General features: G+C 44.9%; 25 protein-coding genes. 13 read left to right on the top strand and 12 right to left on the bottom strand.

Annotation, left to right across the window (positions count from 1 at the left end):
• Window positions 1-101 precede the first annotated feature (101 nt).
• Window positions 102-413, bottom strand: a complete 312-nt coding sequence (gene groES / locus QUA74_RS11830) for a co-chaperone GroES (protein ID WP_332945088.1) — start codon at window positions 411-413, stop codon at window positions 102-104.
• A 257-nt stretch (window positions 414-670) separates the two neighbouring features.
• On the opposite strand from groES, the gene QUA74_RS11825 reads away from it, so the two are divergent.
• The 7 genes from QUA74_RS11825 (at window position 671) to QUA74_RS11795 (ending at window position 6,961) form a co-directional block, all read left to right on the top strand.
• A complete protein-coding gene (locus tag QUA74_RS11825; RefSeq protein WP_333328541.1) occupies window positions 671-1,096 on the top strand; it encodes a ferredoxin in 426 nt (141 codons plus the stop codon).
• 651 nt (window positions 1,097-1,747) lie between these two features.
• Complete coding sequence (locus tag QUA74_RS11820) at window positions 1,748-2,398, top strand: response regulator transcription factor (protein WP_333105463.1); 651 nt, start codon at window positions 1,748-1,750, stop codon at window positions 2,396-2,398.
• A gap of 336 nt (window positions 2,399-2,734) precedes the next feature.
• Window positions 2,735-3,256 (top strand): LabA-like NYN domain-containing protein, encoded by a 522-nt coding sequence (locus QUA74_RS11815; protein ID WP_006633075.1) that lies wholly within the window; start codon window positions 2,735-2,737, stop codon window positions 3,254-3,256.
• Window positions 3,257-3,564: 308 nt separating this feature from the next.
• Entirely contained in the window at window positions 3,565-5,205 is a 1,641-nt protein-coding gene (locus tag QUA74_RS11810) for a 2-isopropylmalate synthase (protein WP_333328538.1), read from the top strand.
• A gap of 142 nt (window positions 5,206-5,347) precedes the next feature.
• On the top strand, window positions 5,348-6,148 hold the full coding sequence (locus QUA74_RS11805) for a class I SAM-dependent methyltransferase (protein WP_333328536.1): 801 nt from the start codon (window positions 5,348-5,350) through the stop codon (window positions 6,146-6,148).
• A gap of 46 nt (window positions 6,149-6,194) precedes the next feature.
• Entirely contained in the window at window positions 6,195-6,500 is a 306-nt protein-coding gene (locus QUA74_RS11800) for an antitoxin family protein (RefSeq protein ID WP_333328533.1), read from the top strand.
• Entirely contained in the window at window positions 6,494-6,961 is a 468-nt protein-coding gene (locus tag QUA74_RS11795) for a type II toxin-antitoxin system VapC family toxin (protein WP_333328530.1), read from the top strand. Before QUA74_RS11800 ends, QUA74_RS11795 begins: the two co-directional genes overlap by 7 nt.
• 89 nt (window positions 6,962-7,050) lie before the next feature.
• On the opposite strand, the gene hisC is transcribed toward QUA74_RS11795, so the two are convergent.
• The 4 genes from hisC to QUA74_RS11775 all read right to left on the bottom strand — a co-directional run bounded on the left by hisC (window position 7,051) and on the right by QUA74_RS11775 (window position 10,932).
• Window positions 7,051-8,097 (bottom strand): histidinol-phosphate transaminase, encoded by a 1,047-nt coding sequence (gene hisC / locus QUA74_RS11790; protein WP_333328527.1) that lies wholly within the window; start codon window positions 8,095-8,097, stop codon window positions 7,051-7,053.
• A gap of 31 nt (window positions 8,098-8,128) precedes the next feature.
• Complete coding sequence (locus QUA74_RS11785) at window positions 8,129-8,842, bottom strand: glycerophosphodiester phosphodiesterase family protein (protein WP_333328524.1); 714 nt, start codon at window positions 8,840-8,842, stop codon at window positions 8,129-8,131.
• On the bottom strand, window positions 8,839-9,693 hold the full coding sequence (locus QUA74_RS11780) for an alpha/beta hydrolase (protein WP_333328521.1): 855 nt from the start codon (window positions 9,691-9,693) through the stop codon (window positions 8,839-8,841). The genes QUA74_RS11785 and QUA74_RS11780 overlap by 4 nt, the downstream gene beginning before the upstream one ends.
• Before the next feature lie 177 nt (window positions 9,694-9,870).
• Window positions 9,871-10,932, bottom strand: coding sequence for an esterase-like activity of phytase family protein (locus QUA74_RS11775; protein ID WP_333328518.1), 1,062 nt, complete (start codon window positions 10,930-10,932; stop codon window positions 9,871-9,873).
• 240 nt (window positions 10,933-11,172) lie between these two features.
• Between QUA74_RS11775 and QUA74_RS11770 the strand changes: the two genes are divergently transcribed.
• Window positions 11,173-12,507 carry a tetratricopeptide repeat protein gene (locus QUA74_RS11770; RefSeq protein WP_333328515.1) on the top strand — a complete coding sequence of 445 codons (1,335 nt, stop codon included), beginning with the start codon at window positions 11,173-11,175 and terminating at the stop codon, window positions 12,505-12,507.
• 70 nt (window positions 12,508-12,577) lie between these two features.
• On the opposite strand, the gene QUA74_RS11765 is transcribed toward QUA74_RS11770, so the two are convergent.
• Window positions 12,578-13,099 carry a GNAT family N-acetyltransferase gene (locus QUA74_RS11765; RefSeq protein WP_333328512.1) on the bottom strand — a complete coding sequence of 174 codons (522 nt, stop codon included), beginning with the start codon at window positions 13,097-13,099 and terminating at the stop codon, window positions 12,578-12,580.
• 86 nt (window positions 13,100-13,185) lie between these two features.
• Window positions 13,186-13,710: a GNAT family N-acetyltransferase gene (locus QUA74_RS11760; RefSeq protein WP_333328510.1), complete on the bottom strand. Its 525-nt coding sequence runs from the start codon at window positions 13,708-13,710 to the stop codon at window positions 13,186-13,188.
• Between the two features lie 438 nt (window positions 13,711-14,148).
• Between QUA74_RS11760 and QUA74_RS11755 the strand changes: the two genes are divergently transcribed.
• Window positions 14,149-16,200: an ABC transporter ATP-binding protein gene (locus tag QUA74_RS11755; protein ID WP_333328507.1), complete on the top strand. Its 2,052-nt coding sequence runs from the start codon at window positions 14,149-14,151 to the stop codon at window positions 16,198-16,200.
• A gap of 115 nt (window positions 16,201-16,315) precedes the next feature.
• Here the strand turns inward: QUA74_RS11755 and QUA74_RS11750 are convergent, their stop codons facing one another.
• From QUA74_RS11750 to QUA74_RS11730, 5 genes are all read right to left on the bottom strand, one after another.
• Window positions 16,316-16,534 carry a hypothetical protein gene (locus QUA74_RS11750; RefSeq protein WP_006633087.1) on the bottom strand — a complete coding sequence of 73 codons (219 nt, stop codon included), beginning with the start codon at window positions 16,532-16,534 and terminating at the stop codon, window positions 16,316-16,318.
• 142 nt (window positions 16,535-16,676) lie between these two features.
• Complete coding sequence (locus tag QUA74_RS11745) at window positions 16,677-17,894, bottom strand: DNA double-strand break repair nuclease NurA (RefSeq protein WP_333328504.1); 1,218 nt, start codon at window positions 17,892-17,894, stop codon at window positions 16,677-16,679.
• A 401-nt stretch (window positions 17,895-18,295) separates the two neighbouring features.
• Window positions 18,296-19,096, bottom strand: a complete 801-nt coding sequence (locus QUA74_RS11740; protein WP_333328574.1) for an HAD family hydrolase — start codon at window positions 19,094-19,096, stop codon at window positions 18,296-18,298.
• Window positions 19,097-19,323: 227 nt separating this feature from the next.
• Complete coding sequence (locus QUA74_RS11735; protein ID WP_333328501.1) at window positions 19,324-20,061, bottom strand: DUF928 domain-containing protein; 738 nt, start codon at window positions 20,059-20,061, stop codon at window positions 19,324-19,326.
• A 141-nt stretch (window positions 20,062-20,202) separates the two neighbouring features.
• Window positions 20,203-20,943, bottom strand: a complete 741-nt coding sequence (locus QUA74_RS11730) for a DUF928 domain-containing protein (RefSeq protein WP_333328498.1) — start codon at window positions 20,941-20,943, stop codon at window positions 20,203-20,205.
• 336 nt (window positions 20,944-21,279) lie between these two features.
• On the opposite strand from QUA74_RS11730, the gene QUA74_RS11725 reads away from it, so the two are divergent.
• The 4 genes from QUA74_RS11725 to malQ all read left to right on the top strand — a co-directional run bounded on the left by QUA74_RS11725 (window position 21,280) and on the right by malQ (window position 26,202).
• Window positions 21,280-23,067 carry a CHASE2 domain-containing protein gene (locus QUA74_RS11725; RefSeq protein ID WP_333328495.1) on the top strand — a complete coding sequence of 596 codons (1,788 nt, stop codon included), beginning with the start codon at window positions 21,280-21,282 and terminating at the stop codon, window positions 23,065-23,067.
• Between the two features lie 74 nt (window positions 23,068-23,141).
• Window positions 23,142-23,900: a MinD/ParA family protein gene (locus QUA74_RS11720; RefSeq protein WP_333328492.1), complete on the top strand. Its 759-nt coding sequence runs from the start codon at window positions 23,142-23,144 to the stop codon at window positions 23,898-23,900.
• A gap of 204 nt (window positions 23,901-24,104) precedes the next feature.
• Window positions 24,105-24,230: a photosystem II protein Y gene (locus QUA74_RS11715; RefSeq protein WP_333053037.1), complete on the top strand. Its 126-nt coding sequence runs from the start codon at window positions 24,105-24,107 to the stop codon at window positions 24,228-24,230.
• Between the two features lie 463 nt (window positions 24,231-24,693).
• Window positions 24,694-26,202, top strand: coding sequence for a 4-alpha-glucanotransferase (gene malQ / locus QUA74_RS11710; RefSeq protein ID WP_333328489.1), 1,509 nt, complete (start codon window positions 24,694-24,696; stop codon window positions 26,200-26,202).
• The last annotated feature ends 374 nt before the right edge of the window (window positions 26,203-26,576 follow it).

Raw genomic sequence — 26,576 nt, 5'->3', positions numbered from 1 at the left:
TAGTCATTTGTCCTGTGTCATTAGTTGTTTGGCGGCGTTCGCTTTAAACTAATGACTGGTGACTGATGACTGATGACTAATGACTGATGACTAATGATTAATTAGTTAACGATCGCCAGAATGTCTTTTTCTGCAAGCAAGACGTATTCGTCTGTGCCGAGTTTGATGTCGGTGCCGGCGTACTTCGAGTAGAGAACTTTGTCTCCGACTTTGACTTCCATTTCAATGCGGGTGCCGTCGTCATTACGCTTGCCGGGGCCCACGGCCGCGACTTCGCCTACTTGGGGCTTTTCCTTAGCTGTGTCGGGCAGAAGGATGCCGCCGGCGGTTTTTTCTTCGCTAGCGCTTACTTTTACGAACACGCGCTCGCCTAACGGTTTAACGGTAGAAACACTCAGTGATACTGCTGCCATAAATAAATCTCCAGATTACAGATTGTCGTCAGTCAGGGGTCAGGGTCGCTATGAAAGCAACAGCGGACTACTTACAACTGACATATTAGCACTCTCGACTCCTGAGTGCTAATTTAGCTCTAGAAAGGGGCGATCGCAACTTACTTGTCAGTACGGGTTCCCGAACCGAGCATGAGTTGGAAGGAAGGAGTGGGGGGAGTGGGGGCTGTGGTGATGACTTTTAATCGCTAACCAATTACTTTTGATTGATGAACACAATGACAGAAAATAACGAGGAATATTGCAGCCAAGGCTTGAGCGCTTGCGTCCAAAGCCTGGGAATCGCTCAAATCGAGCGGCATATTTTTATCTGTGCCGACCAAACCGTGCCCAAGTGCTGCGATCGGCAAACCAGTCTGGAGGCGTGGAATTACTTAAAAAAACGCTTGCAAGAATTGGGGTTGGACAAGCCAAGTGCCACTCGACCAACCTGCGTCTTTCGCACGAAAGCCAATTGCCTGCGAGTGTGCGCGTCTGGCCCGATTATGGTAGTCTATCCAGACGGAGTGTGGTATCGCGACGTTACTCCACCCGTCATTGAGAGAATTATTCAGGAACATCTCCTAAACTCAAAGGTAGTTCAAGAATACGCTTTCTTGACTCATCCTTTGCCTGTGCCTGCTGAGGCACAGGCAAACATTTAAGTATAGCGCTGTTTAAAGTACAGGGTTATAGGTAAAGTGTTAAATTTAAGGTTAAGGGTGAGAATTTGAGACAGTTTGGCGTCCGGGCGATCGCACCTGCTACAGCTCAATAAAACTGTAGTTAGGTTATTGTCTTCCTTGTGCGGCTTCCCGTGTTCCTTGTGTTTCTCAAAAGGTACAGTAAAAAAAATCGATCGGAGGAACTGTGAAATTTTGTGCAAAAATTTCTCAGTGGCCGACACTAAGCAGGTTGCCAAACTACACTAGAAACAGTTAAATACGTAAGTAGGGAGTCTGCTTAAATTTCTCTATATCAGAAGTATCATTTAAAACCGGGGCATTAACCTGAAATTGAACCGATCGAGATTAAAGATATTTAACTTGCGCTCTGTTAGGGAATCTCCAATCAATCAAGGCTGATCTTGACAGGGCCATCGTCCATTACTGGTTTGGGCTGCGTTCCAGGTCGTAAGACACTCACAAACAGCCGTCGATTATAGGTTGGAAAGCGGTAATACCCGCCCCGCTTTCCCTCACCACAATCCCTTCAGTCGATCGTCGTCCTCCACCCCCAGCCGGGTGGCGGGGGACTGACCGAAAAAACAGAAGTGAAAACAAGGAAGTGTGCGGGATACTTTAGCGGGAATAAACATGACAAAGGACAATAATTCAGGAGAACAAAAACGGCTGATGCTGGTTGACGACGACCCCAATTTGATCTTGCTGGTCAAGGACTACTTGGAGTTTCGGGGTTACAACGTCATTACAGCAGAAAACGGCAGAGACGCTCTGGAAAAACTAGAACAAGAAGTTCCCGACTTGATTATCTGCGACGTTATGATGCCGGAAATGGACGGCTACACTTTAGTCAAACACATCAGAGAAGACCCGCGCACGAGCTGGATTCCGGTTCTTTTCTTGTCCGCAAAAGGTCAAAGTTCAGACCGAGTAAAAGGCTTGAGCACTGGGGCTGACGTTTATATAGTCAAGCCTTTTGAACCAGAAGAACTGGTAGCCCAAGTGGAATCTTCTCTGAAAGCAGCATCCCGCTTGATTCGCCACTCAAATCCCGGTATAGAGAGTGGCACAAAAATTAAGGCGCGCCGCAATGTCGAATTGACTCCCACTGAGTTAAAGGTGGTACAGTTGCTAGCGCAGGGTATGGCAAATCGCCAGATCGCAGACGTGATGAATGTCAGCCAGCGGACTATCGAAAGCCACGTCAGCAATATGCTGGGCAAAACAGGTCTGCACAACCGGACAGAGTTAGCTCGCTGGGCTCTTGAAAGCAAAAAGGCTTAAGCGGAGGTAGTCTGCGCTATGAAATCAGGGGAGCAAAATCTACTGCTATGCGCTTCGGTATGCCTGCTTGGCGGTAGGGCGGTACGGCGGTAGTTTGAAGGCGCCATTAACCTTGACACGGCAGCCGGTATTGAGTTACTAGGCGTATAGTTTGTGAGGGCCCCTCGCTCAAATGCAAGCAGGGTAAAAAGAACCCTCTGGCGGTAGAGCCGAAAATATGAAATACTGGGGAGATGGAGTTTTCTGAAGTCTAATCTATTGCCTCAGTTAGCTCCATGTTGCTAAAATGTGATATTTAGATTAACTTCTTTCTACAATTATTAGGTCTAAGTTTCTATGACAAACTTAATGAACCGCCTTTCTATTTTTGTGGACGGGAACAATATGTTCTACGCTCAACAAAAGAACGGTTGGTTTTTTGATCCTCGCAGGGTGCTCGAATATTTCAAAACTTCGCAGCCGAATGTCATCTTGATTAATGCTTTCTGGTATACGGGTCTGAAAGACCCCCAAGATCAAAGGGGATTTCGAGATGCTTTGATCAGTCTAGGTTACACGGTTCGCACTAAAATTCTTAAGGAATATTACGACGATGCTTCGGGCAGATATTCTCAAAAGGCTAATTTAGACATAGAAATTGTGGTTGATATGTTTAATACCGTGGATCAATACGACCAAGTTGTGCTGTTTAGCGGGGATGGGGATTTTGAGCGGGCGATCGAACTGCTGCGATCAAAAAATACTCATATTACTGTGGTATCAACCGAAGGAATGATTGCTAGAGAGTTACGAAATGCTACAGATAGGTATATAGACCTAAATGAAATTAGGGAACATATCGAGAAGATGGATTATTAGTCAGTAGTTATTAGTCATTAGTCATTAGTTATTAGTCATTAGTCATTAGTCAGTAGTTATGGGTTAGGGGTTATTAATTATTCGTTATTGGCGCGAGACAGGGGACTGGTGCCCCCGCCCAAAAACGCATACTTGCTTTCCGATAGGAGCCGCCAGTAGCCCAAAATTTTAGACTAAGGTTCAAGTTCCCAGATTCATCTGTGGAGTAAATCTAAAATCTAAAATCTAAAATCTAAAATCGACTGACTGGAGGCTAAAAATCCAGAAAAACGGACAAGTAAAAATCAGGAAAACACTTTTTTAGAGCTATGAAAACTAAACCAAGTCAAGACCGGATTATTATTTTCGATACGACTTTGCGGGACGGAGAACAATCTCCGGGTGCATCTCTGAATGGGGATGAAAAGCTGACGATCGCTCGCCAGTTAGCGAGATTGGGCGTAGATGTGATTGAAGCGGGTTTCCCTTTCACCAGCACGGGAGATTTCGAGGCAGTCCAAAAAATAGCCCGATCGGTTGGCACAGAAAATGGGCCGACAATTTGCGGTTTAGCGAGGGCGAGAAAGGAGGATATTAAAACAGCAGCAGAGGCTCTGAAACCAGCCGCCAATGCGCGAATTCATACGTTTCTGGCTACGTCCGATATTCACTTGGAGTATAAGCTGAAAAAGACGCGGGCTGAGGTTCTGGAAATTGTGCCGGAAATGGTGGCTTACGCTAAGTCTTTTGTGGATGATGTGGAGTTTTCGCCGGAAGATGCTTGTCGATCAGAACCGGAGTTTTTGTATCAGGTTCTAGAACGGGCGATCGCAGCCGGTGCGACTACTGTTAATATTCCCGATACTGTCGGCTACACGACTCCGAGCGAGTTTGGGACCTTGATTCGCGGAATTAAGGAAAATGTGCCGAATATCGATCGCGCAATTATTTCGGTTCACGGTCACAATGACTTAGGATTGGCTGTTGCTAACTTTTTGGAAGCGGTAAAAAATGGCGCCAGACAGTTAGAATGCACGATTAACGGGATTGGCGAACGGGCGGGAAATGCGGCTCTGGAAGAGTTGGTAATGGCGCTTTACGTGCGGCGTCAATATTATAATCCGTTCTTGGGCAGGGCTGCGGATTCTGAGGAACCGCTGACTAATATTGACTCGCGCCAAATTTACAAAACTTCGCGCTTGGTTTCTAATTTGACGGGGATGTTGGTGCAGCCAAATAAGGCGATTGTCGGGGCAAATGCTTTTGCTCACGAGTCGGGAATTCACCAAGACGGGGTGCTGAAAAATAAGCTGACATACGAGATTATGGATGCTGAGTCGATCGGCTTAACTGAAAATCAAATCGTGCTGGGTAAATTGTCGGGGCGCCACGCTTTCCACACTCGCTTGAAAGAGTTGGGTTTTGAAATGGCAGACGATGAGCTAAATAAGGCTTTTGTCAAGTTTAAAGATTTGGCAGACAAGAAAAAAGAGATTACTGATTGGGATTTAGAGGCGATCGCCAATAACGAAGTGCACCAAGCACCGGAACTTTTCCGGTTAGAATTGGTGCAAGTTTCCTGCGGCGACAAATCTCGCCCGACAGCAACTGTCACTGTGCGGAATCCGGCGGGCGAAGAATTGACCGATGCTGCGATCGGCACTGGGCCTGTGGATGCGATTTACAGGGCAATTAACCGGGTGGTAAACGTACCCAACGAGTTGATAGAGTTTTCTGTACAGTCGGTAACAGCGGGCATAGATGCGATCGGCGAAGTAACAATTCGCTTGCGCCACGAAGGCAAAGTATTTTCCGGTCACTCAGCAAATACCGACATTATCGTAGCGTCTGCTGAAGCATACATCAGTGCTTTAAATCGCCTGTATCAGGCATTGCAGCATAGCGCTGAAAAATCCTCTGAACAGCCAACTCAGATCAGAAATGAAGTTGTTGCAGAAGCACAGCGCTGATAAATTTCTTGTCAGCCATTTTTCTTGAAACAAACCGCAGACGAACCCAGATCGAAGCAGATAACTCTCAATTAATCTGCGTTAATCCGGGTTCATCTGCGGTTTAAAATTATTTTTTTTACTAAGAACCAACTATTGAAAAATGCAAGACGAAACTTTAAAAAAAGAACGACAATTCCACGATGCTTGGGCATCCACAATCGATATTGACGGCATTCGAGTCAATGATTACTTTGAAGCTTGTACCGCCCCAGAAAATAGATTTATCGTCCAGCAAATGGGCGATATTACAGGCAAACGCCTGTTAGATTTAGGCTGCGGCGCGGGAGAAAATAGCGTTTATTTTGCTAAAAAAGGCGCAGATTGTGTGGCTGCCGACTATTCCCAGGGCATGGTAGACGTTGCTCTGAAATTGGCAGAGAAAAACGGCGTCAAAATAGAGGGCTGCACGGTGAATGCAATGGCGCTGGATTTCCCGGACAACAGTTTTGATATTGTTTACGCTTCTAATTTGCTGCACCATTTGCCGGAACCAGAAAAGGCAATTCGCGAAATGCACCGCGTGCTAAAGCCTGGGGGAAAAGCTTGTTTTTGGGACCCGATGAAGCACAATCCGGTGATTAATGTTTACCGCAGGATGGCGACTGAGGTGCGAACGGAGGATGAAACTCCTTTGGATATTAATATTGTGAATTTGGTCAAGTCTTTGTTTTCGGAGACGGCTTACGATACATTTTGGCTGACATCGCTGTGGATTTTTTTGCGCTTTTATTTAATAGAAAAAGTGCATCCGAATGAGGAGCGTTATTGGAAAAAGATTATCATTGAACAAGAGAGATTGAAACCGGAATACTCTCGATTGGAAGGGTTGGATGGGTTTTTGAAGAAGTTGCCTTTGATAAAGCGCTTGGCTTGGAATTTGGCTGTGGTGGCAACGAAGTAATTAAAAGAAGTACAATAAGTCAAAGCATTTAATTAAGAGGCTAATTATGCCAGAAACTATTACTGCTATCTACGAAAACGGGGTTTTTCGTCCTCTGAGTCCTTTGTCATTGAATGATGGGGAAACTGTGCAGATCACAATTGTAGCGGAAGTTTTGCAGGAAGAACTCAAGGGCGATCCCGAAAAGGCGATTAAGTTGATGGATATACGAAAATTGATGGGTTTGCCAACAAAACAGTTTAAGCTAGATGCAGCGGCAGAACAAAAGCGGCGCGAATTGTTTGAAAAACTCAAGGGAAGAGTGGGGAAACCTCTTTCTGAAATCGTTATTGAGGATCGGGGCCCGTGGTAAATGCCTATTTATTAGACACCAGCGCATTGGTTAAACGGTATGTGCCTGAATTGGGAAGTAATTGGATTCAATCAATTACTGTTCCTGCAGCAGGTAACTTTCTCGCGATTTCTCAGATTACTTGGGTGGAGGTATGCAGCGCTTTTTTACGCCGTCAACGAGAGGGTAGTCTATCTGTCGATGAGGTTGACCAACTTATGGGAGATTTTCGCACGGATTTTGACAACCAGTATGAAGTTCTTGAGGTTGATCGCACTTTGATAGAAACAGCGGGCGCACTGGTGATGCAAAACCCGCTGCGGGCTTATGATTCTGTGCAATTAGCGTCAGCTTTGCGCGTTCAATCTACTCTCGTTTCCGTGCCAGATACTCAACTGGTTTTTGTTTCGGCGGACAACAGATTGCTGGATATTGCTCAGTCGGCAGGGTTGGCTATTGATAATCCTAATAATTATCCGTAATCAAGCTGTGTGTAGTCAGGAATTCAAGTCCTCATAGAAATCAGAGGACTAAAGTCATTACTAGAAACTACTTTTAGTGCGATCGTTATTTAGAGAATTTCTTTCAAAGTTTTAACTAATATTTGATTTTGTTCCTCCGTACCTACACTAATCCGCAATTTGTCTTCTAATCGCGGCTGATTGAAGTATCGAATCAATATTCCCCGTACTTTCAGTGTTTGATAAATTCTTTCTGCATCGCCGTTTGGTGGCCTAACTAACAAAAAGTTGGTTTGCGAGGGCCAAACGTCAAAGCCTAATTCCTTGAAGCTAACGGCTAGTTTTGCTCGCGAAGCCTTAATCTTTTCGGCGTTGGCGGTTTTGTGGTCTTGATCTGCGATCGCAGCCGCCCCCACTGCATAGGCTAAAGCATCCACATTATAGCTGTCTTTGATTTTATTTAATTCCGCCAGCAGCGCCGGATTTGCTATGCCAAAACCCAGCCTCAATCCTGCGAGGGAATAACCTTTTGAAAGCGTCCTCAAAACTATAACATTACTGTACTTTTTTGTCAAGCTCAAAGCATTTTCTTCGGCGAAATCTACATATGCTTCGTCGATCACAAGAATGCCCGATAACTCTTTAGCCAGTTTCTCCAAATCTGCAATAGATATGGCTGTTCCCGATGGACTGTTTGGCGAAGCTACAAATGTCACTGCACCCTGGGCGGCTATTAGCAAATCGACGGGTAACTTGTAGTCGTCGGGATAAGGAACTTCAACAAATTCTGCATCTTGAATTTCTGCCAAAGTGCGGTACAATACATAGGTGGGCGCAGGACAAACAATCTGTTTCCCAGATTCGCCCACAGCGCGAACTATCAAGTTTAATAAATCGTCGCTGCCGTTACCTACAACAATCCAATCGTCAGCAACTCCAAAAACTTTACTAGCAGCAATGCGGAAACTTTTGCCAGTTGGATCTGGATAGCGCCGCAGCATTTCTCCGTCTATTTCCTCAAGCACTTTTAAGGCTTTGGGAGAAGGCGGATAGGGATTTTCATTAGAATTTAGTTTAATAATTTTTGTGCCGAGCGGTGGCTGTTCCCCCGGCACATAGCCAGACATTTCGTGGATGCTTTTGCGAAAGTAATTCATCTATTATCTGCGTTTATATGCGGTTAAAAAATTATATCAAACAATTAGTGACTATCCGAGTTATACCCAAATCAATTAACTTTTGCATATCTGCTCGATCGTCCACCGTCCAAGCCACAATGTCAACTCCCTGACTCCGGCTTTCTTGAATTAGTGCGGGGTTTTCCAGCAACACGCGATACAGACTGCTAATCAAATTATCCTGATGCGCCACAGCTTGAGCTAATTGAGTTTTGTATGCTTCTAGATTAGCAACAATGTGCCCGATCGCCAAATCGCCAGATAGCCGCCGCACTTGTTCCAGAAATCCAGCGTTAAAGGAGGTAATAGCGCATTTATGTTTGATTTCTGCGCCCTTCAAAGTATTGACAAAATCCGCGACATCTGAATCAGACCACTCGCAGTGAGGCTTGACATCAAAGTAAAGAAATTTGTCAACATTTTTGAGGATAGCTAATGATTCTTTTAAGGTAGGAATTTTTTCTTGTGAAAATTCATCGCTAAACCATTTCCCCGCATTAAGTGTCTGCAATTGAGACAGAGTTTTTTCCCTAACTTTGCCAGAAACTCCAGTGATTCTATCTAATGTTGCGTCGTGAAAAATCACTGGTACGTTGTCGGCGGATAGCTGGATGTCAAATTCGATCGAATGAGCTCCACGGGCGATCGCCAGTTCAAAAGCTGCTAAAGTATTCTCAGGGGCGATCGCCGAAAATCCCCGATGTGCGATAATTTCTAAATTCACTGTCTTGTGCCCTCTAAAAAATCTGCCACAGTTTGATTAAAAGTTTCCGGTTCAGTCAAAAAAGACCAGTGATTCCCCGGTACTTTTGCAACGGTAAGATTTTTCAAGTATCTCTTGTATGGCTGCATTTGCCAAGCCATGCGATTTACGCCTTTTTCCGGCTGTACAAACAAAGTCTGGATATCAATATTTTCAGTTAAACCGGCCACTTTCATCACTTCTGCAAATATCTGATTTCTGGCTGTAATCGCAAATTTACTGCCCCAAGTTCCGTCAGATTTTTGTTCGATTTGGTGTTGGAATACCATTTGCTGCACGTCACTCCAATCTGCGTATTCTCCCGATTGTTTTGCTGCTGCTTCTGCTTGGGATAAAGTCGCAAACGGGCCCACACATTTGAGACAGTCTAATTTTCGGTAAACAATTGGCAGGGTGAGTTTCATCACGGCGGGCAATTTGGTGATGAAAATGGGGTCTACTAAAATCATACTGCAAAAGCGATCGGGATTTTGCCTCGCCCAAATCGGTGCTAGTTTTCCCGTCCAAGAATGTCCTAAAATGTGAGCGTCATGCCAGTTGAGATGTGCCATCAAAGCTTCTAAATCTGCGATCGCACTTTCAAAAGTATAGCCTGTTTTCGGTTTGCTACTCTCTCCGTGACCGCGCATATCTGGCGCTACAATATGATAGCGGCTGGATAAGTAATTGCCCAAGCTAGTCCACACACACGCACTATCTGCTAAACCGTGCAGCAGCAGCAAACGGGGAGATTTTTTTTTCCCAGTTTCTGGCTGCCATTCTAGGTAGGAAAGTTCGATGTCGGGTAATTGCAAAGTCTTACGAGTTGGCATAATTAGGGTATTTTATAGTTGGATAAATGTGATTTAACTTTTTTAGGAACAGGCAAGATGCCTGTTCCACAAAGAGTGAATTTTATTGTACTGTTCTCATAAACAGGCACTATTACTTTTTCAGAAACAATAAATCTTCTTGTGGGGTGGGGTGGGCTTCTAGCCCGCCCTTATTACCTAACCTTTGCCCTTCAAACTCAACAAGATAAACTGAGTTTTCTGCGCTTCATCAAAATTGTCATCGCTGACCAAAACTATACTCTGGCTGCCATCTGGCAAGCGAGGGCCGAGGGTCATTCCCTCTAAATTGTACAGCGGAATTCCGAGTTGGCTTAAGTCTAGCAGCAACTTTTTCTTAGCAGGTTCGACGGCCACTCGTCCTTTAAAACTCTGGATTCTCGAAGTATCTGTAGCCGCTCCAACCGCTACTTGATAAATCCTAGCGCTGTATCCCGACAGCCCAAAAGAACGTTCTAAACTCAGAATCTGACCGCCACCGACAGTTACTAATTCTGTTAAACCGTTCAAAATAGTCATGGGAACTTGGTCGAGGATGTAAAGATTTTCCGAGACTAATTGCGGCGTTTTATCTACAATGATATAATGTAAAAGACGGAGTTTGCTTGCCTGTTCTGGGTCTAAATCTTGCATTAACGGCGCTTCCGTAGCTGCGAACAAACGAAACGGATCGAGACCGCCTGGACTAAAGGTTTCTGGGTCGATGGTTAAAGATTCAAAACCTAAATTGTCCACCACTCCTTGCTGCTGTTTTTCATCGCTGGCATCGGGAATATAGCGCTTTGGTATTGGCAAATTTCCCCGCATTTGCCCTGTTTTGAGGTCAAATTCTCCGAGAAAAGGAGGGATGCCAACATGAGTCACGCCTTCGCTGGCGACAAATACTGAGTTGCGGGGAGAAAGGGCGATGCCTTCGGGATTGATGGAACCCCAAGAGAAGGTTTCACCGTCTGCTTTTTTGAGGGAGGTAACGCCGTCAACGGTAACTTTTTTCAGGCGAATATTGGCGGGGTCACTTGATGTGAGGTCGAGTCGGAGACTGTAAAATCTGGCTTCTCCGTTTTCGCTGGAGTCGTCGGAAAGAGCGTAAAAGCGATAAGCTTTGGAAGTGACTGCGCTAATACCTTTGGGGTCGTAGGTAATTCCTGACAAACCGCCGACTGGTACTCCTTCAAAATTCATTTTTGGCAATTGGTACTCGCCCAAAAATTCGAGGGACATTTCTGGAAAAGAGCGGTCTTTTCCAACTGCGGGAGGGGGGGCGCAAGCTGTGCAAACAGTTAAGAGAATTAGGGCTAGACTGAATAAGCGTAAAATACGTTGGCGAAGCCCTCGAAGAGGATCGCCCAACGCCTTGAACTGAAAACAATTGCTCAGTGCGGTAAAATTTATTTTGTTGCTCTTGTTCAATTGTTTGCTTTTGTGCCATCTTTGTGACATAATTTATACCGTTTTGTAGATATGCAAAACTTGATGTTTCGAGAAGGAATGCCGAATCGCGGCAACCAAATTTTGAGAATGAGAAGTTCTTTACCAATTGGGTGCTTGCTTTTCCTGTGGCTGTGTGCTGGTTCTATTGCTAGCGCCCAAACTAATCCACCAGCCCTCGATCAATTTTCTCCTAATCCTCTAGAAATTACCACACCCGATCCCCTAACTCCCGCTAATGAATCTTTGAGCAGCACTCAGCGGGACGAACTGACAGCGGCTTTGGAGGAGTTAAACTTAGAAGCAGCGGCTAAACTGCAAGCTGGAGACGGCGCGGGTGCTTTTGAAATTTGGTTCCGAGAATTGCGGCTGCGGAGATATCTGGGCCCGGCGGCGGAAATTGCTGCTTTGAGTCGGGTGGGAAGTGTTGCTTGGAGTAACGGTAAAAACCTCGAACTACAGCTTATTACCAAACGGTTGCAAGCAATTCAAAAAGAAGTCAAATCCCAAGTACCACTTAATACTGAGTTGCTCCCCACCTTCGCTGCGGCTTTTCAGCAGGTGCGCGCTAAAGGCCCGACTGTAGAAGTTTACCAAGAAATTCTCGCAAATGCGCGCCAAAACCAAGATATATTGGCTGAAGGTCAGATTTTGAAGGCGATCGGGCTAATTCACATCAATTGGTTGAGTTACGAGAAAGCTGCTCCCGTGTATGAGGAATTGGCAACTTTAATTCAGGAAAACCGCGCTTTATTTGCTGCTAATTCTGCTGTGGAAAATTCTGCGGTTGTTGCGGGAAACGGTGCGCCGCCACAACCTGTAACTCCTCCAACTGAGGTAGATACTCTGAGACAGTTGGCCTACGTTTACCAGCAGTCGAAACAACCCCTAAAGGCGATCGCAGCCAGGGAAAAACTAGCATCAGTGTATGTCAACCTGCAAAATCCCAGCGCTATACCACCGCTCAAAATTGCGATCGCCAGCGATTACCAGACCATAGGTCAAATCAATTTAGCAGCTCAATACTATCAGGAAGCCTACAATTTAGCCGTCCCCATTCAACAGTATGCCCAAGCTAGCGAAGCTTTGGATAAATTAGCTTTACTTTATCGATCGCAAAAGCAGTGGGAGCCGACTTTGCGGATTTATCAAATGCAGTTGCTGTTAGAAGAGCGGGCTTACAATTTCTACGGATTGATGAACACTTATGACAATATCGGTCAAGTTTATCAAGAGATGAAGGCTTACGATAAAGCTTTAGAATCCTATCAAAAAGGGTTAGACGTGGCTAAAAGATTGGGACACAGACAAGAGTATTTTGCTAAGAAAATTCAAAAAGTTAACAAGCAATTGCAAAGGACTTCGTAGTTGTCAGCCGGCAATAATGACAAATTGCAATGTGAGTGATTTAAAAGCAGTAAGGTGTGCATTGCACGCCTTACAAAACTACTTTTGACTCGTAGGTTTCTCGCGAGATAGAGTAATATAGTACATCAGTTTCGTAATAGCGAGCATTTTTTTCATATTTCATGCCAACTTTCTGTATCACCCGCTGCGAGGCGATATTTTCTGGTCGGGCGATCGCAACTATTCTATCCAAATTTAATATTTTAAATCCATAATTTAGACTAGCAAAAGAAGCTTCTGTCGCCAATCCTTGATTCCAATAAACTTTGTCCATCGCATAGCCCAGCTCAACTTCCGGTGTCTGGTCTAGAAAAACCAGTCCGCAGCGACCAATCATTTTACGGTCTCTTTTATGTACTAAAGCCCACATTCCGAAGTTGTTTTCTTCCCAACGTTTGAGCATGGTATGAATGGCACTTTCTGTTTCTTCTCTAGTTTTAACTCCTCTCAAGTATTTCATTATTTCTGCATCACTGTAAATACGGTACAGCTCATCTAAGTCGTCTGACGTAAATTGTCTCAGATACAATCGGGCTGTCTCTATTTCTTGCATGATTAATATAATTAATACCACTAGATTATGATACCAGTTTTGATAAGTCTTGCTACAAAAATAGTGGTTGGATTTCCTTTCTCAACTCAACTCAACTCAACTACTTTTGACTGGTAGATTTTTCGCGAGATTGAATAATATACTCGATCGGAATGGTCGAGGTTATGCTGGTATCTCATCCCCACTTTTTCCATTACCCGCCGCGAGGCGAGGTTTTCGGTATGTGCAACAGCTCCAATTTTTTCTAGTTTCAATACTTCAAATCCATACTTGAGGCTAGCCACTGCAACTTCCGATGCTAAACCTTTCCCCCAATAGGCTTTTGCTAACACGTAACCGACTTCTACTTGAGGTGTTTTGCCTAAGAAGCGAAGCCCCCCGTCGCCGATCAATTGGTTATTTTCTTTATTGACAACAGCCCACAAACCGAAAGCGTGTTTTTCCCAATCTGCGATTATCTGAAATAAATCTGCTGCTGTTTCTTCTCTATTTCTGACGCCTTCGCTCAAATACTTCATCACTTCTGAATCGCTGTAGATGCGGTACAGCTCATCTAAGTCATTTGGCGTAAATTGTCTCAGATACAATCGGGCTGTCTCTATTTCTTGCATAAGTTATACCCAAAAAGGCTAATACACTTTCAGTGGGACGACGGTGAAATGTAAAATCCATTTCTTCAATGCAATGAACTGCCTTTGGAAAACCCAGCTTTTGACACACTAACTAAAACCAGTGGCAAACTCTATGTCTAAAGGCATAAAGTGGCAAGTAGCGGGTATCCGCACTTCAAATAAATATGGGTGACAGAGCGCTGTCAGGTTCGATAATTTGCTGGAGCTGTAAAATATTTCCTAATTTGACTGACTCTATTTGCTACAATTATTAGTTGGATATATTGTACAGCTTTTTTGCAAAAGCTGAGCGAACTGATCTCGCCCGCCCGCCCTACAAGCCGCGCAGCGAAAAAAAAGCTCAATATCCTTAGAAAAAGCCGCCAAATTTAGCAGCATAATAGCTTCTGCAATCTAAAATCTAAAATCTAAAATCGGATGACAACTTCCTCACCAGTAGCAGACACCAAAAACAAATCCGGCCAGGAAACAGACTGGCGGTTATTTCTGAGGTTGGCATCTTATGCAACCCGCAGCAAACGCTTGCTGATTATTTCGATCGCACTATTAGTACCGCTAGCAGTCTCAGGAGCAATTCAACCGATTCTCATCGGACAGGCAATTTCGGTAATTCGCTCGGAACCTACCTACGAATTCTTGCGGGGATTGTCTCTATCTGCTGCATTGAATATTTTGGCTATTTTGCTCATGCTAACTATAACACTTAGGTTAGCACTGCAATCAGTTCAAGGCTATTTAGTCACGAAAGTAGGGCAAATAATTACTACAGATATTAGAAATGATTTGTTCGCCCACGTCACATCGCTAGCAGTGAGATTTTTCGATCGCACTCCTGTAGGCAAATTGATGACTCGACTCACCAGCGATGTGGAAGCTTTGGGAGAAGTTTTTTCTTCAGGGGCGATCGGCATTGTCAGCGATTTATTTTCAATTTTAGTAATTGCCATTTTCATGTTTACCATGCAGTGGCAACTAGCTTTAATGTTGGTGCTGATGATGATACCAATTACCGCAGTCATAGTTTATTTCCAGTACCAATATCGCATAGCAAATTACAATACCAGAGAAGAACTTTCCGAACTCAACGCCCAACTGCAAGAAAACCTGACTGGTATTGGCGTAGTGCAGCTATTCCGCCGCGAAAGGTTCAATTCACAATTGTTTCGTGTCACCAATAAACGCTACATTAAAGCAGTTGACAAAACTATATTTTACGACTCAGCCGTATCTGCGACATTAGAATGGATTGCTTTAGTGGCGATCGCCGGGGTTTTGTGGATGGGCGGCCAAAGAGTTTTAGCCGGTAATCTTAACTTCGGTACTCTCTCGGCATTCATTTTATTTGCTCAGCGTCTCTTCGATCCGCTGCGGCAATTTGCTGAGAAATTTACTGCAATTCAAGCCGGATTTACCGCTGTCGAGCGCATTACCGATATTCTCAACGAACCGATCGAAATTAAAGATCCAACTAGCGGGAAGAAGGAAGAAGGAAGAGGGAAGAAGGAAGAGGGAAGAGGGAAGAGGGAAGAAGGAAGAAGGGCAGGTTATTCACCGTTGTTGATAACTGGACATCCAGAGGCAACGGCTTACAACTTGTCTCCGTTCGATCGAGAATTGGCAGATAATCATCAAAATCCAGCAAGTTCAGAATATCGTTTATTGCCTAACAATCCTAAATCACCCCCCGCCACCCCCACCTTGCTAAGGGGGGGAGAAAATGCCAATTCGCAGAATTCAGAATCGGGAGAAATCCAATTTGACAACGTGTGGTTTGCTTACAAACAAGACGAATATGTCCTGCAAAACCTCAATTTCACCATCAAATCCGGCGAAAAAGTAGCATTAGTTGGCCCCACTGGTGCGGGCAAAAGTTCGATTATCCGTCTCTTGTGCCGCCTTTACGAACCTAGCCGAGGACGGATTCTGGTTAATCATGTGGATATTCGGGATTTGCCTCAAGCAGAGTTACGCAGGCACATAGGCGTGATTATCCAAGATGGCTTTCTATTTGCTGGTGACGTGAAGAGCAATATCAGCCTGGGAGAAAGTTACTCGATTGAGGAAATTCAAGCAGCAGCAGAAAAGACAAATGTTGCCCGTTTAATCGAACAGTTGCCTCAAGGTTATGATACGCAATTGCGCGAACGGGGAACCAATCTTTCGGGGGGACAAAAGCAATTATTAGCGTTTGCTCGCGCTGCTATTCGCAATCCCAGTATTTTAGTTCTAGACGAGGCAACTGCTAGTTTGGATGTGGGGACGGAAGCTTTAATTCAAGAAGCTCTAGAGCGTTTGATGGCGGACAGAACGGCGATAATTATTGCCCACAGGCTCTCGACTATCCGAAATGTCGATCGTATTTTAGTGCTCAAACGCGGGCAGTTAGTAGAGTCGGGCAGCCACGAAGAGTTGTTGCAGCTAGAAGGGTTGTATGCCAGTTTGTACAAGTTGCAAATGTTGGGAAGTTAATATCTGAAGGAAGAGGGAAGAAGGAAGAGGGAAAATTATCCGAATACCCAGATACCCGACTTCTTGAAGAAGTTGGGTATCTAAAAGAATCTCAAATCTCAAATCTCAAATCGGCTCACTTGCCCGAAATCATTTTCCCCAGGGTTTCCGGCAGGTGAATTATATGTTGGAAAAGCTGATTTGGGCCGATGCCAAACAATAACTGCATCGTCAGCACAATTGCTGCTAAACCAATCGCTGTCCCGATGCTGGCTTTCAACACTTTAAAAGCCCAATTAAACACCAGCCAAGACACAAGTAACGAAGCAATTAAAATAATTAGTTCTATTGGCATATAACATTTTTAACTCTTTTTTAACTCTACATAACTTACGCATCAATACCAAAGGAACCGGGTTTTTTATCAGTGTTAAAGGCTCCACTTCAGTATTTTCGTAAAAAAGCTGGTTTCTGCGTCCAAGACTGTACTTCTTACTTTAAGCAATACTGCCACGTTTTCGTGTTTCCTTATAAGAAATTCCCACATTTTTCAAACCGGCTTTAATCATTTGCTGCTCTAACAAAGCGAAAAAGCGACTTCGATCGCCCCCCGTGACTACCGCTTGATTGTGAGCTTCTGCTAGCGTCACCGGATAGCCGCCGCCTTTGTGTACTTGAGCCAGCATCATTCCTAATGCTAAATCTAGCTGTGCTGTATCTTGTGCTACCCATTCCGGCACTTCTATTCTAGCAATTTCTGTGCCAACGTGAACGTAACAGAAATAGACGGAATTAACACCGTACAAATCTAAAATTCGAGCTTGGGATTTCCACAAAGGGCTTCTTTGTCCCGGTGACAGGATTGTTGCCCACAATATGGCATCCCGCAAAGGTTCAAATTCTTGACAAGGTGCTTTTTCGGCGAAAGAAATTGTGGCGGCAAATCCGACGTTGGGGCAATTTGTCATGCAGTCTGGTACTTCGTGGGTGCAAGCTTCAAACCGTAAAAAAGATAAGCTTTCGCTGCTGCGAGAAGCGCTTAAGTATCCTAAGAGGGGAATTCCTGCTAAACGCAACTTGTCCCAAGCTTCTAAAATAGGCAGCAAAATTTGATCGCGCGCTTCGCTGGGTAACTGTTCCAAAAACCAATAAATCAGGGAACCGTCTACCATTGCTAAAGCTGGTGCGGGCAATTTATTGTCGTTAACTTTTGCCCAATTGCAGCCCATTTCTGCTAAGGCAATTGCTTCGGAAACTGCTCGCCGATATCCCATCCATTCTTCGGTTCTAATTCCCCACTGTCGCGAACCGTACAAGTCTTCGGGTTTGTAGAAAACCTCGGGTACGCTGTCTAAAACTGGGTGGCGGCTTTGTCCGTAGTGCAGCATGACTGTGCCGACGTTTAGCAGATAGCAGTAGGCTATTTCGTGATGGTTGGGGGAAATTTGCGAGCCGTCTGTGGCAAAGACTGTGTGAGCTGCGGGGGGTGCGGTGATGTAGGTACGATCGGACAATGGCTCGATCGGCGTGGCAGCATTGAATAAAGTGCGATCGCGCCAATTCTCTTGCAATTCCACCAATTTTTCCTGTTCCGTTGCAGCCTTTACCAGCAAATTCTGAGCCACTTCCAAACGTTGGCGAGCCGCGTGAGCTTCCACATTCAAATGTTGGCTCATTCCCTGCATTGCCTTGGCTGCTTTAGTTAAATCGAGCATGGGTTTTAAGTCTCAATATTAGGAAGCTTTCAAGCTGAGAAATTATCAAAACACTTTTCAATTTTTTGGTGCCGAAGCTTTGTTTTTTGTCATACACGCGGTTTGATAAACGAAAATAATTCGTACCAGCAAAAATAAATAGTAAAAAAACCCGGTCTTTTAGGTCAAGATTATCTGCAATAGTCTATCAAAAAAACATTTTTTTTGTCGATAAGCTGGCTTTTTTGAGGGATTTCTGTTATATATATCTTATAATCTAATAGTTGCAAAAATATTATTTTTGCAACTATTAGATTATATTAAAATACCATGCCAGCGCCTCAAAAGTCAACAAAAAAGATGTAAAATTTGGGAATTTTTTTGACTGTGAAAAGGGAAAAAAATTCCCCCCGCCAACAAATCTAACCTCCACATTCGCTTGGCAGCCAATCTGCCAAATCTCCGGCAAACTGCGACAGAGAAAGCAATTGAACTGGTGGATTTTGAGCCACAGATTCCCGTTCGGGCAAAGTATTGTAACCCCAATCAGCCAAAAATAACCTCACCTGAGATAAATCCGGCTGCTGCTTCACCGACAGCAAAGTTTTTAACCGATCTTCCACAAACCAAATAGTCGAATCTTTGCCAGACGCTGCCAAAAATTCCCGCAAAATTTGGTGTTTAGGCTTGTTGTATTCCTTACCAAAAATCAACTCCGACGGCATTTGTACGCCTGCTAGCTGCAAAAGTTCCCGCACAAAACGACCTTCCTTTGTAGTGACGATCGCCACTTTCACCGAACTCTCCTGCAAGGAATGCAATCGATCGGCAACCCCTGGATAAAAGCGGTGCAAAGACAGCCACCCAGCTAAATCATCAGCAATCCAATTATCGCGCAAGCCGTCTAACATAGCGCCGACAGACTGCGCTTTTAAATTATTTTCAGTCAACAAATACGGTACTATATTGGGCCACTCTAGCAAAATTTGCTCTGGGGAAATTCCTGTCAGCAATGCGCGGATCAGCAGCGGCATTTCCCAACCTGTTTCGATGGCGGGCCGCACTCGGTAAAAACTCAAAGCTAAATCTGGCTCGGGCACTGTTTCGAATGGTTTCCAGATTTGACAGTAGGCACGCCAAGCAGTTTGGAAGTATTCGATTAGTCCGTCACAAATCACACCGTCAAAATCAAGAGCTAGAATTGTGGGAAAGTTATTAGCCATCAATCGATTTTAGATTTTAGATTTTAGATTTTGGATTGAAGAATTGAAGAATTTGAGAATTGAACAAAGCGAGATCACTGATGAATCCGGGGACTGGTTATCGGATACTATTTTTTGGTTGTGCCAGGATAAAGACGGGGGCTTGTACCCTGGCTGCTTTCTGTCACTGGATTGAAGAATTGAAGAATTGACTGTGCAAACACTCAGCAGTGATTAGTCAAGAGTCGTTATTCAAAAGACTGAACTAGCGGTTGAGCGGCAATCGATTCTAGTCCTTGGGACTGCAACAATTGCGTCCACTCGGTCGTCAGCCGCGAATCATCGGGTGCGAGACGCCGCATTTCGGCTAGAGTAGCAACAGTCTCGTACCAAATCCCATTTTTAGCATAAGCAATCACCTTAGCCATAGGGTCGGGATTTGCCAAATCGTTCTTGAGATTTGTCTGGGGTTCAATTCGCTGCATCCATCCTTTAACAATATAATCTCCCGAACGCTCCAGAGGATCGCAGGCTAGTGCAAACGACCACACATATCGCTTACCAACCTCAATATTTTTTGTCTGGTCTTTCTCAGAAATGCTAACTCCCACAATTCCGGCTTTATCATTTTTGATAGTAGTTTCGTAGACTACTTCGGATTCATCTTCGTTTAGCAAAACAAACTCTACTTGAGCTGCGGGTTGAGAAACATATACAAAAAATGTTGGCGATTCTGTTAGCGTTAAACCAATATTGCTTTCAGGTACTAAGGGAGTAATGAATAAACCATCCCGTAACTTACAGCCTCGATGCGTCCCCCCTTGCCGGTTGTCGGGGGCTGTTACATCGGGAGGTTTGAAATTAACATTCTGACTCAGCAGAATGGGTGCAGGGACAGCCTGCATCGGTGTAAGCAAACTGGGGAGAGTAACGGCGATCGCCAATACAGTCATCGCCAGTGCAGTAAAATGTATAAAACGTTTCATTGTTCCACCAAATTGTAGAAATATTTATAGAACGCATCCCTAATGTTAACCCGGAGTTTTAGCCCCGGGCGCGATCGAGTAAATGGGTTAATTTTCACATCGCCATCGGCAGACCGACCAAACTTCAAGAAATAGCGAGATTTAAAGAGGCGCAACCAGTGGTTGAGCTGCAACTGATTCTAGTCCTTGGGACTGCAATAATTGCGTCCACTTGGCTGTCAGCTTCACATCCCCCGGTGTCTGGCGCCGCATTTGGGCTAAAGTAGCGAGAGTTTCGTACCAAATCCCATTTTGAGCATAAACGTTGAGCCTAGTCATCGGGTCGGGATTTGCCAAATCCCTCTTGAGAGTTGCCTGCGGTTCAATTCGCTGCACGAACCCTTTAACAACTAAATCAGCAGATCGGTCTTCTGGGTCGCAAACCATCGAAAACGACCATACGTATCGCTTGCCAACTTCAAGGGATTTGTTGTTGTCCACTGTAGCCGGAATACTAACTCCAACAATCCCGGATTTGTCAACTTTAAATGTTTTTTCGTAGACCACTTTGTCTTCCTTTTCGTTGAGCAAATTAAACTCTATTTCGGGCGAGGTGTTAGGAATATAGACAAAAATTGTGGGAGAATCTGTTAGGGTTAAACCGATATTAGTTGGAGGCACTAAAGGAGTAATAGATAAACCCGCTGGACAAAGCTTGTTGCCGCGATGTGTTCCTCCTTGTCGGTTGCCGGGGGCTGTTACGTCGGGAGGCTTGAAATTAACATTTTGACTCAGCAGAAGCGGCTGGGATTGTGCGCGCATTGGTGCAAGTGAACTGGGTACGGTAGCTGCGATCGCAGATACGGCGATCGCAAGTGTAGCCCGATGTAGAAAGCGTTTCATTTTGTTGTACCTTTCACTATAATTGCAAACACAGGCATTCGCTGATGGCGACAAATATTTTGGAGATGCTAGTCGAGGGCGCAGATACACAATTTAAACCTTGACATATCATCAATAACATTAATTAATTCGAGCGGCAAGTGGATTCTCTGTCGGAAAAATCAGGTTGCCTAGATCGCAAGTATCATTGGATACAGTTGCCCGCCAGCTACTGTAAATTATTGTAACAAAGTGGTGGGAGTTTCCGAGTGTTCTAAGATGGAGGAAGTCTCCAGCAGGCGGGAAATGTGAAACAACTGCTGTTCCAGAAACGAGTCAAACTTTTATGCTGGGATAATGAGTAAAATATCTAACAAAATTCGATCGGCAGTGACTCAAGGGAGTCAAATGTATAAACCATCACTAGCATTGGCTAAGTCTGTATTAATTGCCAGCGCGGCAGTAACATTATCCTTGATGGGAGCCCGACAGCTAGGAATACTCGAACCATTAGAATTAAGCGCTTATGACCAAATGGTGAGGTGGCGTCCCGAAGAACAGCCAGACTCGCGTTTGCTAGTTGTGGGGATTACCGAAGCAGACATTCAGAAACTGAAACAGTGGCCGATATCTGATCGCAAAATAGCTGAAATCTTACAAAAACTAGAAAAAATGCAGCCAGCCGTAATCGGTTTAGATGTGCTGCGAGACGTACCTTTAGGAGACGGGCGCGAGGAATTAACTCAAATTTTACAAAAAAGCGATCGAATGATCGGGGTATGTTTAGTCACCGACGGAAGCCCGGACAATCCCGGTTCTCCGCCTGCGCCAGGGCTGCCACAAAACCGGGTGGGATTTGCAGATTTCGGAGTCGATCCGGGTGGCATACTCCGCAGGGCTTTATTATTTATGAAACCGCCGACAATTGAGGGCTACTCCTCGGCCCAAAAACATCTTTGCAATGACAATTCTCAAGTTTTAGCTTCCTTCAACCTCCAGCTAGCACTCCGCTACCTGCAAGGGCAAAAAATCTCTCCTCAACTTGCACCAGATCAATCTTTATGGCTGGGGAAAACCCAATTAAAACAACTAGAAAGTAATGACGGAGGATACAACAAGGTCGATGCCAGGGGATATCAAATATTAATTAATTATCGTTCCAGGCGGCAAGTCGCAAACCAAGTCAGAATTACGGATGTTTTAGAAGGGAAAGTTGACCCAAATTTAGTTAAAGATAAAATAGTTCTCATCGGTTATACCACAGAAACCGTTAAAGATTTATTTTATACTCCTTACAGTGGGCGGCAACAAAAAAATCAATTCATGCCTGGTATCGTGGCACACGCACAAGTAGTCAGCCAAATTTTGAGTGCAGTCTTAGACAACAGACCGATGTTTTGGTTTTGGCCGGAATGGGCAGAAATCCTGTGGATTTCGGCATGGTCAATTGTCGGAGGAACCTTGGCATCGCGGATGGCTCACCCAGCGAAGTTGACGGTTACATTCGGAGCAGTGCTGTCCGGGTGCTGCGCGATTAGTTTTGGGATTTTTCTCTTGGGAGGGTGGGTGCCTGTGGCAGCGCCAGCCTTAGCATTAATCTTAACTGGCGGTAGCATTGTATCAGCAGATAGATTTAATAAAGCCGGATACGGGAAAGCAATTAGCGATCGAGTTAAACAAGTCTTCAAAATCGAAATAGACCAAGCCAAAAAAGAACAGCAAGTCGCAGAAATCACAGAATCTGATTTCTTTAAAGAATTGCAGCAAAAGAGAGATAAACTGAGGATTAGCAAACAAGAAACCTCTGAAAAAACACCTTCCGAACCCCAAGAAATAACTGCCAGTACCCCAGAGCTTCCCAAGGCCGAAAGTCAGACAGACGACTACTTAGCTCAGTTGCAGGAAAAAGCCAAACAGCAGAAGCAGCGAGCCCCCGTGACTGAATCGGAAAGCAGCTCACCAACGGGTGCGATCGATGCGGGCGGCGGTGCTAGTTCAGCCGAAACCAAACCGGATGACGAGTTCAGCGATTTGCAAGCCAAAGCCAAACAGATGCGGCAGCGCAGGGGCGCACAAAAGAGCATAAAAGATGAAAAAATTGATATTTTAACAGATAAGGAGAATTTGGGCGACAAGGAAGAATGACAGACAACTCGACTGCATCATCGAGAATTGCATCATAATGGGTTCTCGCCGTTTCTTACCCTAATACGCAGATCATGTCCAAAATCATCTCTGTCCACTCTTACCGGGGCGGAACTGGCAAATCGAACACCACAGCAAACCTGGCATCTATTATCGCTCGCGGCGGAAATCGGGTCGCCATTGTGGACACAGACATTCAATCACCAGGGATTCACGTGCTGTTCGGTTTCAGCGAGAGCAACATGGATCACTGCCTGAACGATTACCTGTGGGGCCGGTGTCCGATCGCGGATACGGCCTACAATGTGAGTTCCCTGCTGCCAAAATTAGCCAGTAACGGCAACCTCTACCTGATTCCTTCGAGCATTAAAGCAGGGGAGATAGCGCGAGTTTTGCGGGAAGGCTATGATGTGGGACTGCTTACCGACGGCTTTCAAGAACTGATCGAGGTTTTGAACTTAGACTACCTATTTATCGACACGCACCCGGGGCTCAACGAAGAAACCCTCCTCAGCATCACCATTTCCGACATCCTGCTGCTGATTCTGCGTCCGGATCAGCAAGATTTTCAGGGAACGGCTGTCACGGTAGATGTGGCCCGCAAATTAGAAGTTCCTAAGATTTTAATGACGATCAACAAAGCCCCAGAATCCCTGGATTTCGACGATTTGAAGCAGCAAGTAGAGAGTATTTACAAGATCCCAGTGGCAGGGGTACTGCCACACAGCGACAAGATGATGCTGCTCGCCAGCAAGGGAGTGTTTGCGCTGCACTTCCCTAACGACCCTCTAACTCAGGTTGTGGAAGGGATTGCGAAACAGATTGTGGGATAATTTGTGCAGCGAATGTCGATCGCCCGCCCAGGAGTGAGTTTCGATCTCAATTCCTGCGGAGCGATGTCCTCCTGCGTATCCGGCTGCCTGCGGCTGAGGAACTTTCTCGGTGACAATATTTGGTTAAAGAGTCAGGAGAACAGCGACAAAATGAGATACAAATAGATTATGAGAATTTGTTAAAAAACTTTAGGAGGAGAACTCATGGATTTTGACTTCCGCATACTAATAGTATTGATGCCCGTATTGTTGGCGGGCGGCTGGGCTGCTTACAACGTCGGCGCTATAGCTCTCAAACAAGTGCAGAAATTGTTGAACAAGCAAGCTTAAACTCAGCCTCTTTTGAGGTAATTTCGCAGCCGGCTGTTTTTTGAGATACAAAACAGCCGGCTGATTTGTGCATTGGCTCTGCTTAAGTGATGGCTGATTTTTGGTGGGCAATTTACGACTGCAGAGAGATGGGGCGAAAACAAAAGAAAAGTTAAATTGAAAAATTAAGCAAAAACCGGGTGCGCTCAACCAAAATACTTTGTTCCAGCAAACGAGCCTGGGTAAAAAAACCTAGCTGTGAAAGCAGGGCGATCGTGTAACTCCGGATTTTGATGTTTTGGACTCTACTAAAGAGTTGTGAGTAGAGTGCCATAAAAATATTTTGCAAGCACGTTCTGGCAGAAAATATGAGACAATCACAAAAGTATTTGCCCTGACAATTACCCTCAAAACTGCGAAGTTTAACTTGTAGGGAATATCGGTCAAATTGTCAATGTTAAATTCCTATATCTTTAGATAGATTATGCTTTTTCCCCGATCGAGCGGCATATTACTTCACCCCACATCCTTTCCCAGTCGATTTGGCATTGGGGACTTGGGAATGGAAGCATATCGGTTTATTGACTTTTTAGTAGAGAGTGACCAGCAATACTGGCAGATATTGCCGCTGGGCCCGACAGGATACGGCAATTCTCCTTATTCGTGCTATTCAGCAATGGCGGGAAATCCGCTGCTGATCAACCCAGAACTGCTGCGGAACGATCAATTGCTCGCAGATGAAGACTTCGCTAATTTGCCAGAATTTCCGTTGGATTATGTAGACTTCGAGGGGGCGATCGCCCTGAAAGTGTCTTTGCTCAAAAAAGCTTGCGAAAACTTCAAAGCCAAAGCATCGCCGGTTCAGCAAAGAGATTTCTCAGCTTTTTGCGAAAGCAAAGAGAGTTGGCTGGAAGATTATGCCTTCTTTATGGCACTAAAAGACAACTTTGGCGGTGTTAGCTGGAACAATTGGGAACCAGAAATTGCCCGTCGAGAACCAGAATCGGTAGAAAAGTGGCGCCAGCAGCTAAATGCTGAGATTTATTACTACAAATACGTCCAGTTTGAGTTTTTTCGCCAGTGGACGGAGTTGAAACGCTATGCCAACCAACGCAACATTCAAATTATTGGTGACATTCCGATTTATGTAGCTCACGACAGCGCGGATGTGTGGTCGAATCCCAACTTATTCTGCTTGGATGAAGCCAGCGGAGAACCAGCTTTAATGGCGGGAGTTCCCCCTGATTACTTCAGCAATACAGGTCAATTGTGGGGGAACCCGGTATACAATTGGGAGAAGTTGCAAGCAACTAATTTCGAGTGGTGGGTGCAGCGTTTTGAAGCGATTTTCTCTTATGTAGATGTGACTCGGATCGACCACTTTCGAGGATTTGACGCTTACTGGGCGGTGAAGCGCGGGCAAGAAACTGCGATCGAGGGAGAGTGGATTAAAGCGCCGGGAACAGCTTTGTTGGATCTAATTAACGAGAAGTTTGGCAACTTGCCGATTATCGCTGAGGATTTAGGGGTAATTACTCCAGAAGTGGAAGCTTTGCGCGATCGATACGAGTTTCCAGGAATGAAGATTTTGCAGTTTGCTTTTGGCGCTGGTCCGGGCGATCCTTTTTTGCCTTTCAATTACGATCGCAACTCCGTAGTCTACACCGGCACCCACGACAACGACACGACTGTCGGCTGGTTCAATCAACTGCAAAACTACGAAAGAGATGAGGTTTTGCGTTATTTTGGCTGCATCGATCCCCAAGGAATTCACTGGTCTTTAATCCGCATGGGTTGGATTTCTATTGCTAATATGGCAATTGTGCCGTTTCAAGATTTGTTGGGTTTGGGTACAGACGCGCGGATGAATTTTCCGGGGAAACCACAGGGAAATTGGGGCTGGCGGTATCGGCCCGAAGCTGTGAATTGGGAAGTGCGCGATCAGCTCAAAAGCATGACTTACATCTCCGGCCGCGCTCCTAATAAACATTGATCGTCGGTAAGGGGTAATTGGTAGTTGTTAATGGGTAATATCAAATCTGTTAGCATCGGAATTATTCCTATCTCTCTACTCTTGATCTGCGTGAATCAGCGTCAATCCCTTGTCATCGGCGGCCCGATAAATTATCTTTCTTTACCGCAGATGAGGGCAGATTAACACAGATTAACGCAGATGAATTAGATAAATTCCGGTTGCACCATTCATCCGTGATTGTTGACTGTTGACGGGATTTGACTATTCCGATGCAACCGGAATTTATCTAAGGGGTAATTGTTAATTGGTAATTGGTAATTGGTAATGAGTGAATCAAGACGGACATTCTAATTAAAAGCTGTGGACTGCCCGCTATTCCCGATTACCCATTA

This window comes from Microcoleus sp. LAD1_D3 (genome assembly GCF_036702135.1).
Classification (GTDB): Bacteria; Cyanobacteriota; Cyanobacteriia; order Cyanobacteriales; family Microcoleaceae; genus Microcoleus.
Note: the sequence above shows the minus strand (reverse complement) of the source record. Positions and strands in the feature narration are given on the sequence as shown.

Excerpts from the sequence above, each read along its gene's own strand:
- groES (WP_332945088.1), bottom strand. The coding sequence starts at position 413 with ATGGCAGCAGTATCACTGAGTGTTTCTACCGTTAAACCGTTAGGCGAG.
- QUA74_RS11825 (WP_333328541.1), top strand. The coding sequence starts at position 671 with ATGACAGAAAATAACGAGGAATATTGCAGCCAAGGCTTGAGCGCTTGC.
- QUA74_RS11820 (WP_333105463.1), top strand. The coding sequence starts at position 1,748 with ATGACAAAGGACAATAATTCAGGAGAACAAAAACGGCTGATGCTGGTT.
- QUA74_RS11815 (WP_006633075.1), top strand. The coding sequence starts at position 2,735 with ATGACAAACTTAATGAACCGCCTTTCTATTTTTGTGGACGGGAACAAT.
- QUA74_RS11810 (WP_333328538.1), top strand. The coding sequence starts at position 3,565 with ATGAAAACTAAACCAAGTCAAGACCGGATTATTATTTTCGATACGACT.
- QUA74_RS11805 (WP_333328536.1), top strand. The coding sequence starts at position 5,348 with ATGCAAGACGAAACTTTAAAAAAAGAACGACAATTCCACGATGCTTGG.
- QUA74_RS11800 (WP_333328533.1), top strand. The coding sequence starts at position 6,195 with ATGCCAGAAACTATTACTGCTATCTACGAAAACGGGGTTTTTCGTCCT.
- hisC (WP_333328527.1), bottom strand. The coding sequence starts at position 8,097 with ATGAATTACTTTCGCAAAAGCATCCACGAAATGTCTGGCTATGTGCCG.
- QUA74_RS11780 (WP_333328521.1), bottom strand. The coding sequence starts at position 9,693 with ATGCCAACTCGTAAGACTTTGCAATTACCCGACATCGAACTTTCCTAC.
- QUA74_RS11775 (WP_333328518.1), bottom strand. The coding sequence starts at position 10,932 with ATGTCCCTCGAATTTTTGGGCGAGTACCAATTGCCAAAAATGAATTTT.
- QUA74_RS11770 (WP_333328515.1), top strand. The coding sequence starts at position 11,173 with ATGCAAAACTTGATGTTTCGAGAAGGAATGCCGAATCGCGGCAACCAA.
- QUA74_RS11765 (WP_333328512.1), bottom strand. The coding sequence starts at position 13,099 with ATGCAAGAAATAGAGACAGCCCGATTGTATCTGAGACAATTTACGTCA.
- QUA74_RS11760 (WP_333328510.1), bottom strand. The coding sequence starts at position 13,710 with ATGCAAGAAATAGAGACAGCCCGATTGTATCTGAGACAATTTACGCCA.
- QUA74_RS11755 (WP_333328507.1), top strand. The coding sequence starts at position 14,149 with ATGACAACTTCCTCACCAGTAGCAGACACCAAAAACAAATCCGGCCAG.
- QUA74_RS11750 (WP_006633087.1), bottom strand. The coding sequence starts at position 16,534 with ATGCCAATAGAACTAATTATTTTAATTGCTTCGTTACTTGTGTCTTGG.
- QUA74_RS11745 (WP_333328504.1), bottom strand. The coding sequence starts at position 17,894 with ATGCTCGATTTAACTAAAGCAGCCAAGGCAATGCAGGGAATGAGCCAA.
- QUA74_RS11740 (WP_333328574.1), bottom strand. The coding sequence starts at position 19,096 with ATGGCTAATAACTTTCCCACAATTCTAGCTCTTGATTTTGACGGTGTG.
- QUA74_RS11735 (WP_333328501.1), bottom strand. The coding sequence starts at position 20,061 with ATGAAACGTTTTATACATTTTACTGCACTGGCGATGACTGTATTGGCG.
- QUA74_RS11730 (WP_333328498.1), bottom strand. The coding sequence starts at position 20,943 with ATGAAACGCTTTCTACATCGGGCTACACTTGCGATCGCCGTATCTGCG.
- QUA74_RS11725 (WP_333328495.1), top strand. The coding sequence starts at position 21,280 with ATGAGTAAAATATCTAACAAAATTCGATCGGCAGTGACTCAAGGGAGT.
- QUA74_RS11720 (WP_333328492.1), top strand. The coding sequence starts at position 23,142 with ATGTCCAAAATCATCTCTGTCCACTCTTACCGGGGCGGAACTGGCAAA.
- QUA74_RS11715 (WP_333053037.1), top strand. The coding sequence starts at position 24,105 with ATGGATTTTGACTTCCGCATACTAATAGTATTGATGCCCGTATTGTTG.
- malQ (WP_333328489.1), top strand. The coding sequence starts at position 24,694 with ATGCTTTTTCCCCGATCGAGCGGCATATTACTTCACCCCACATCCTTT.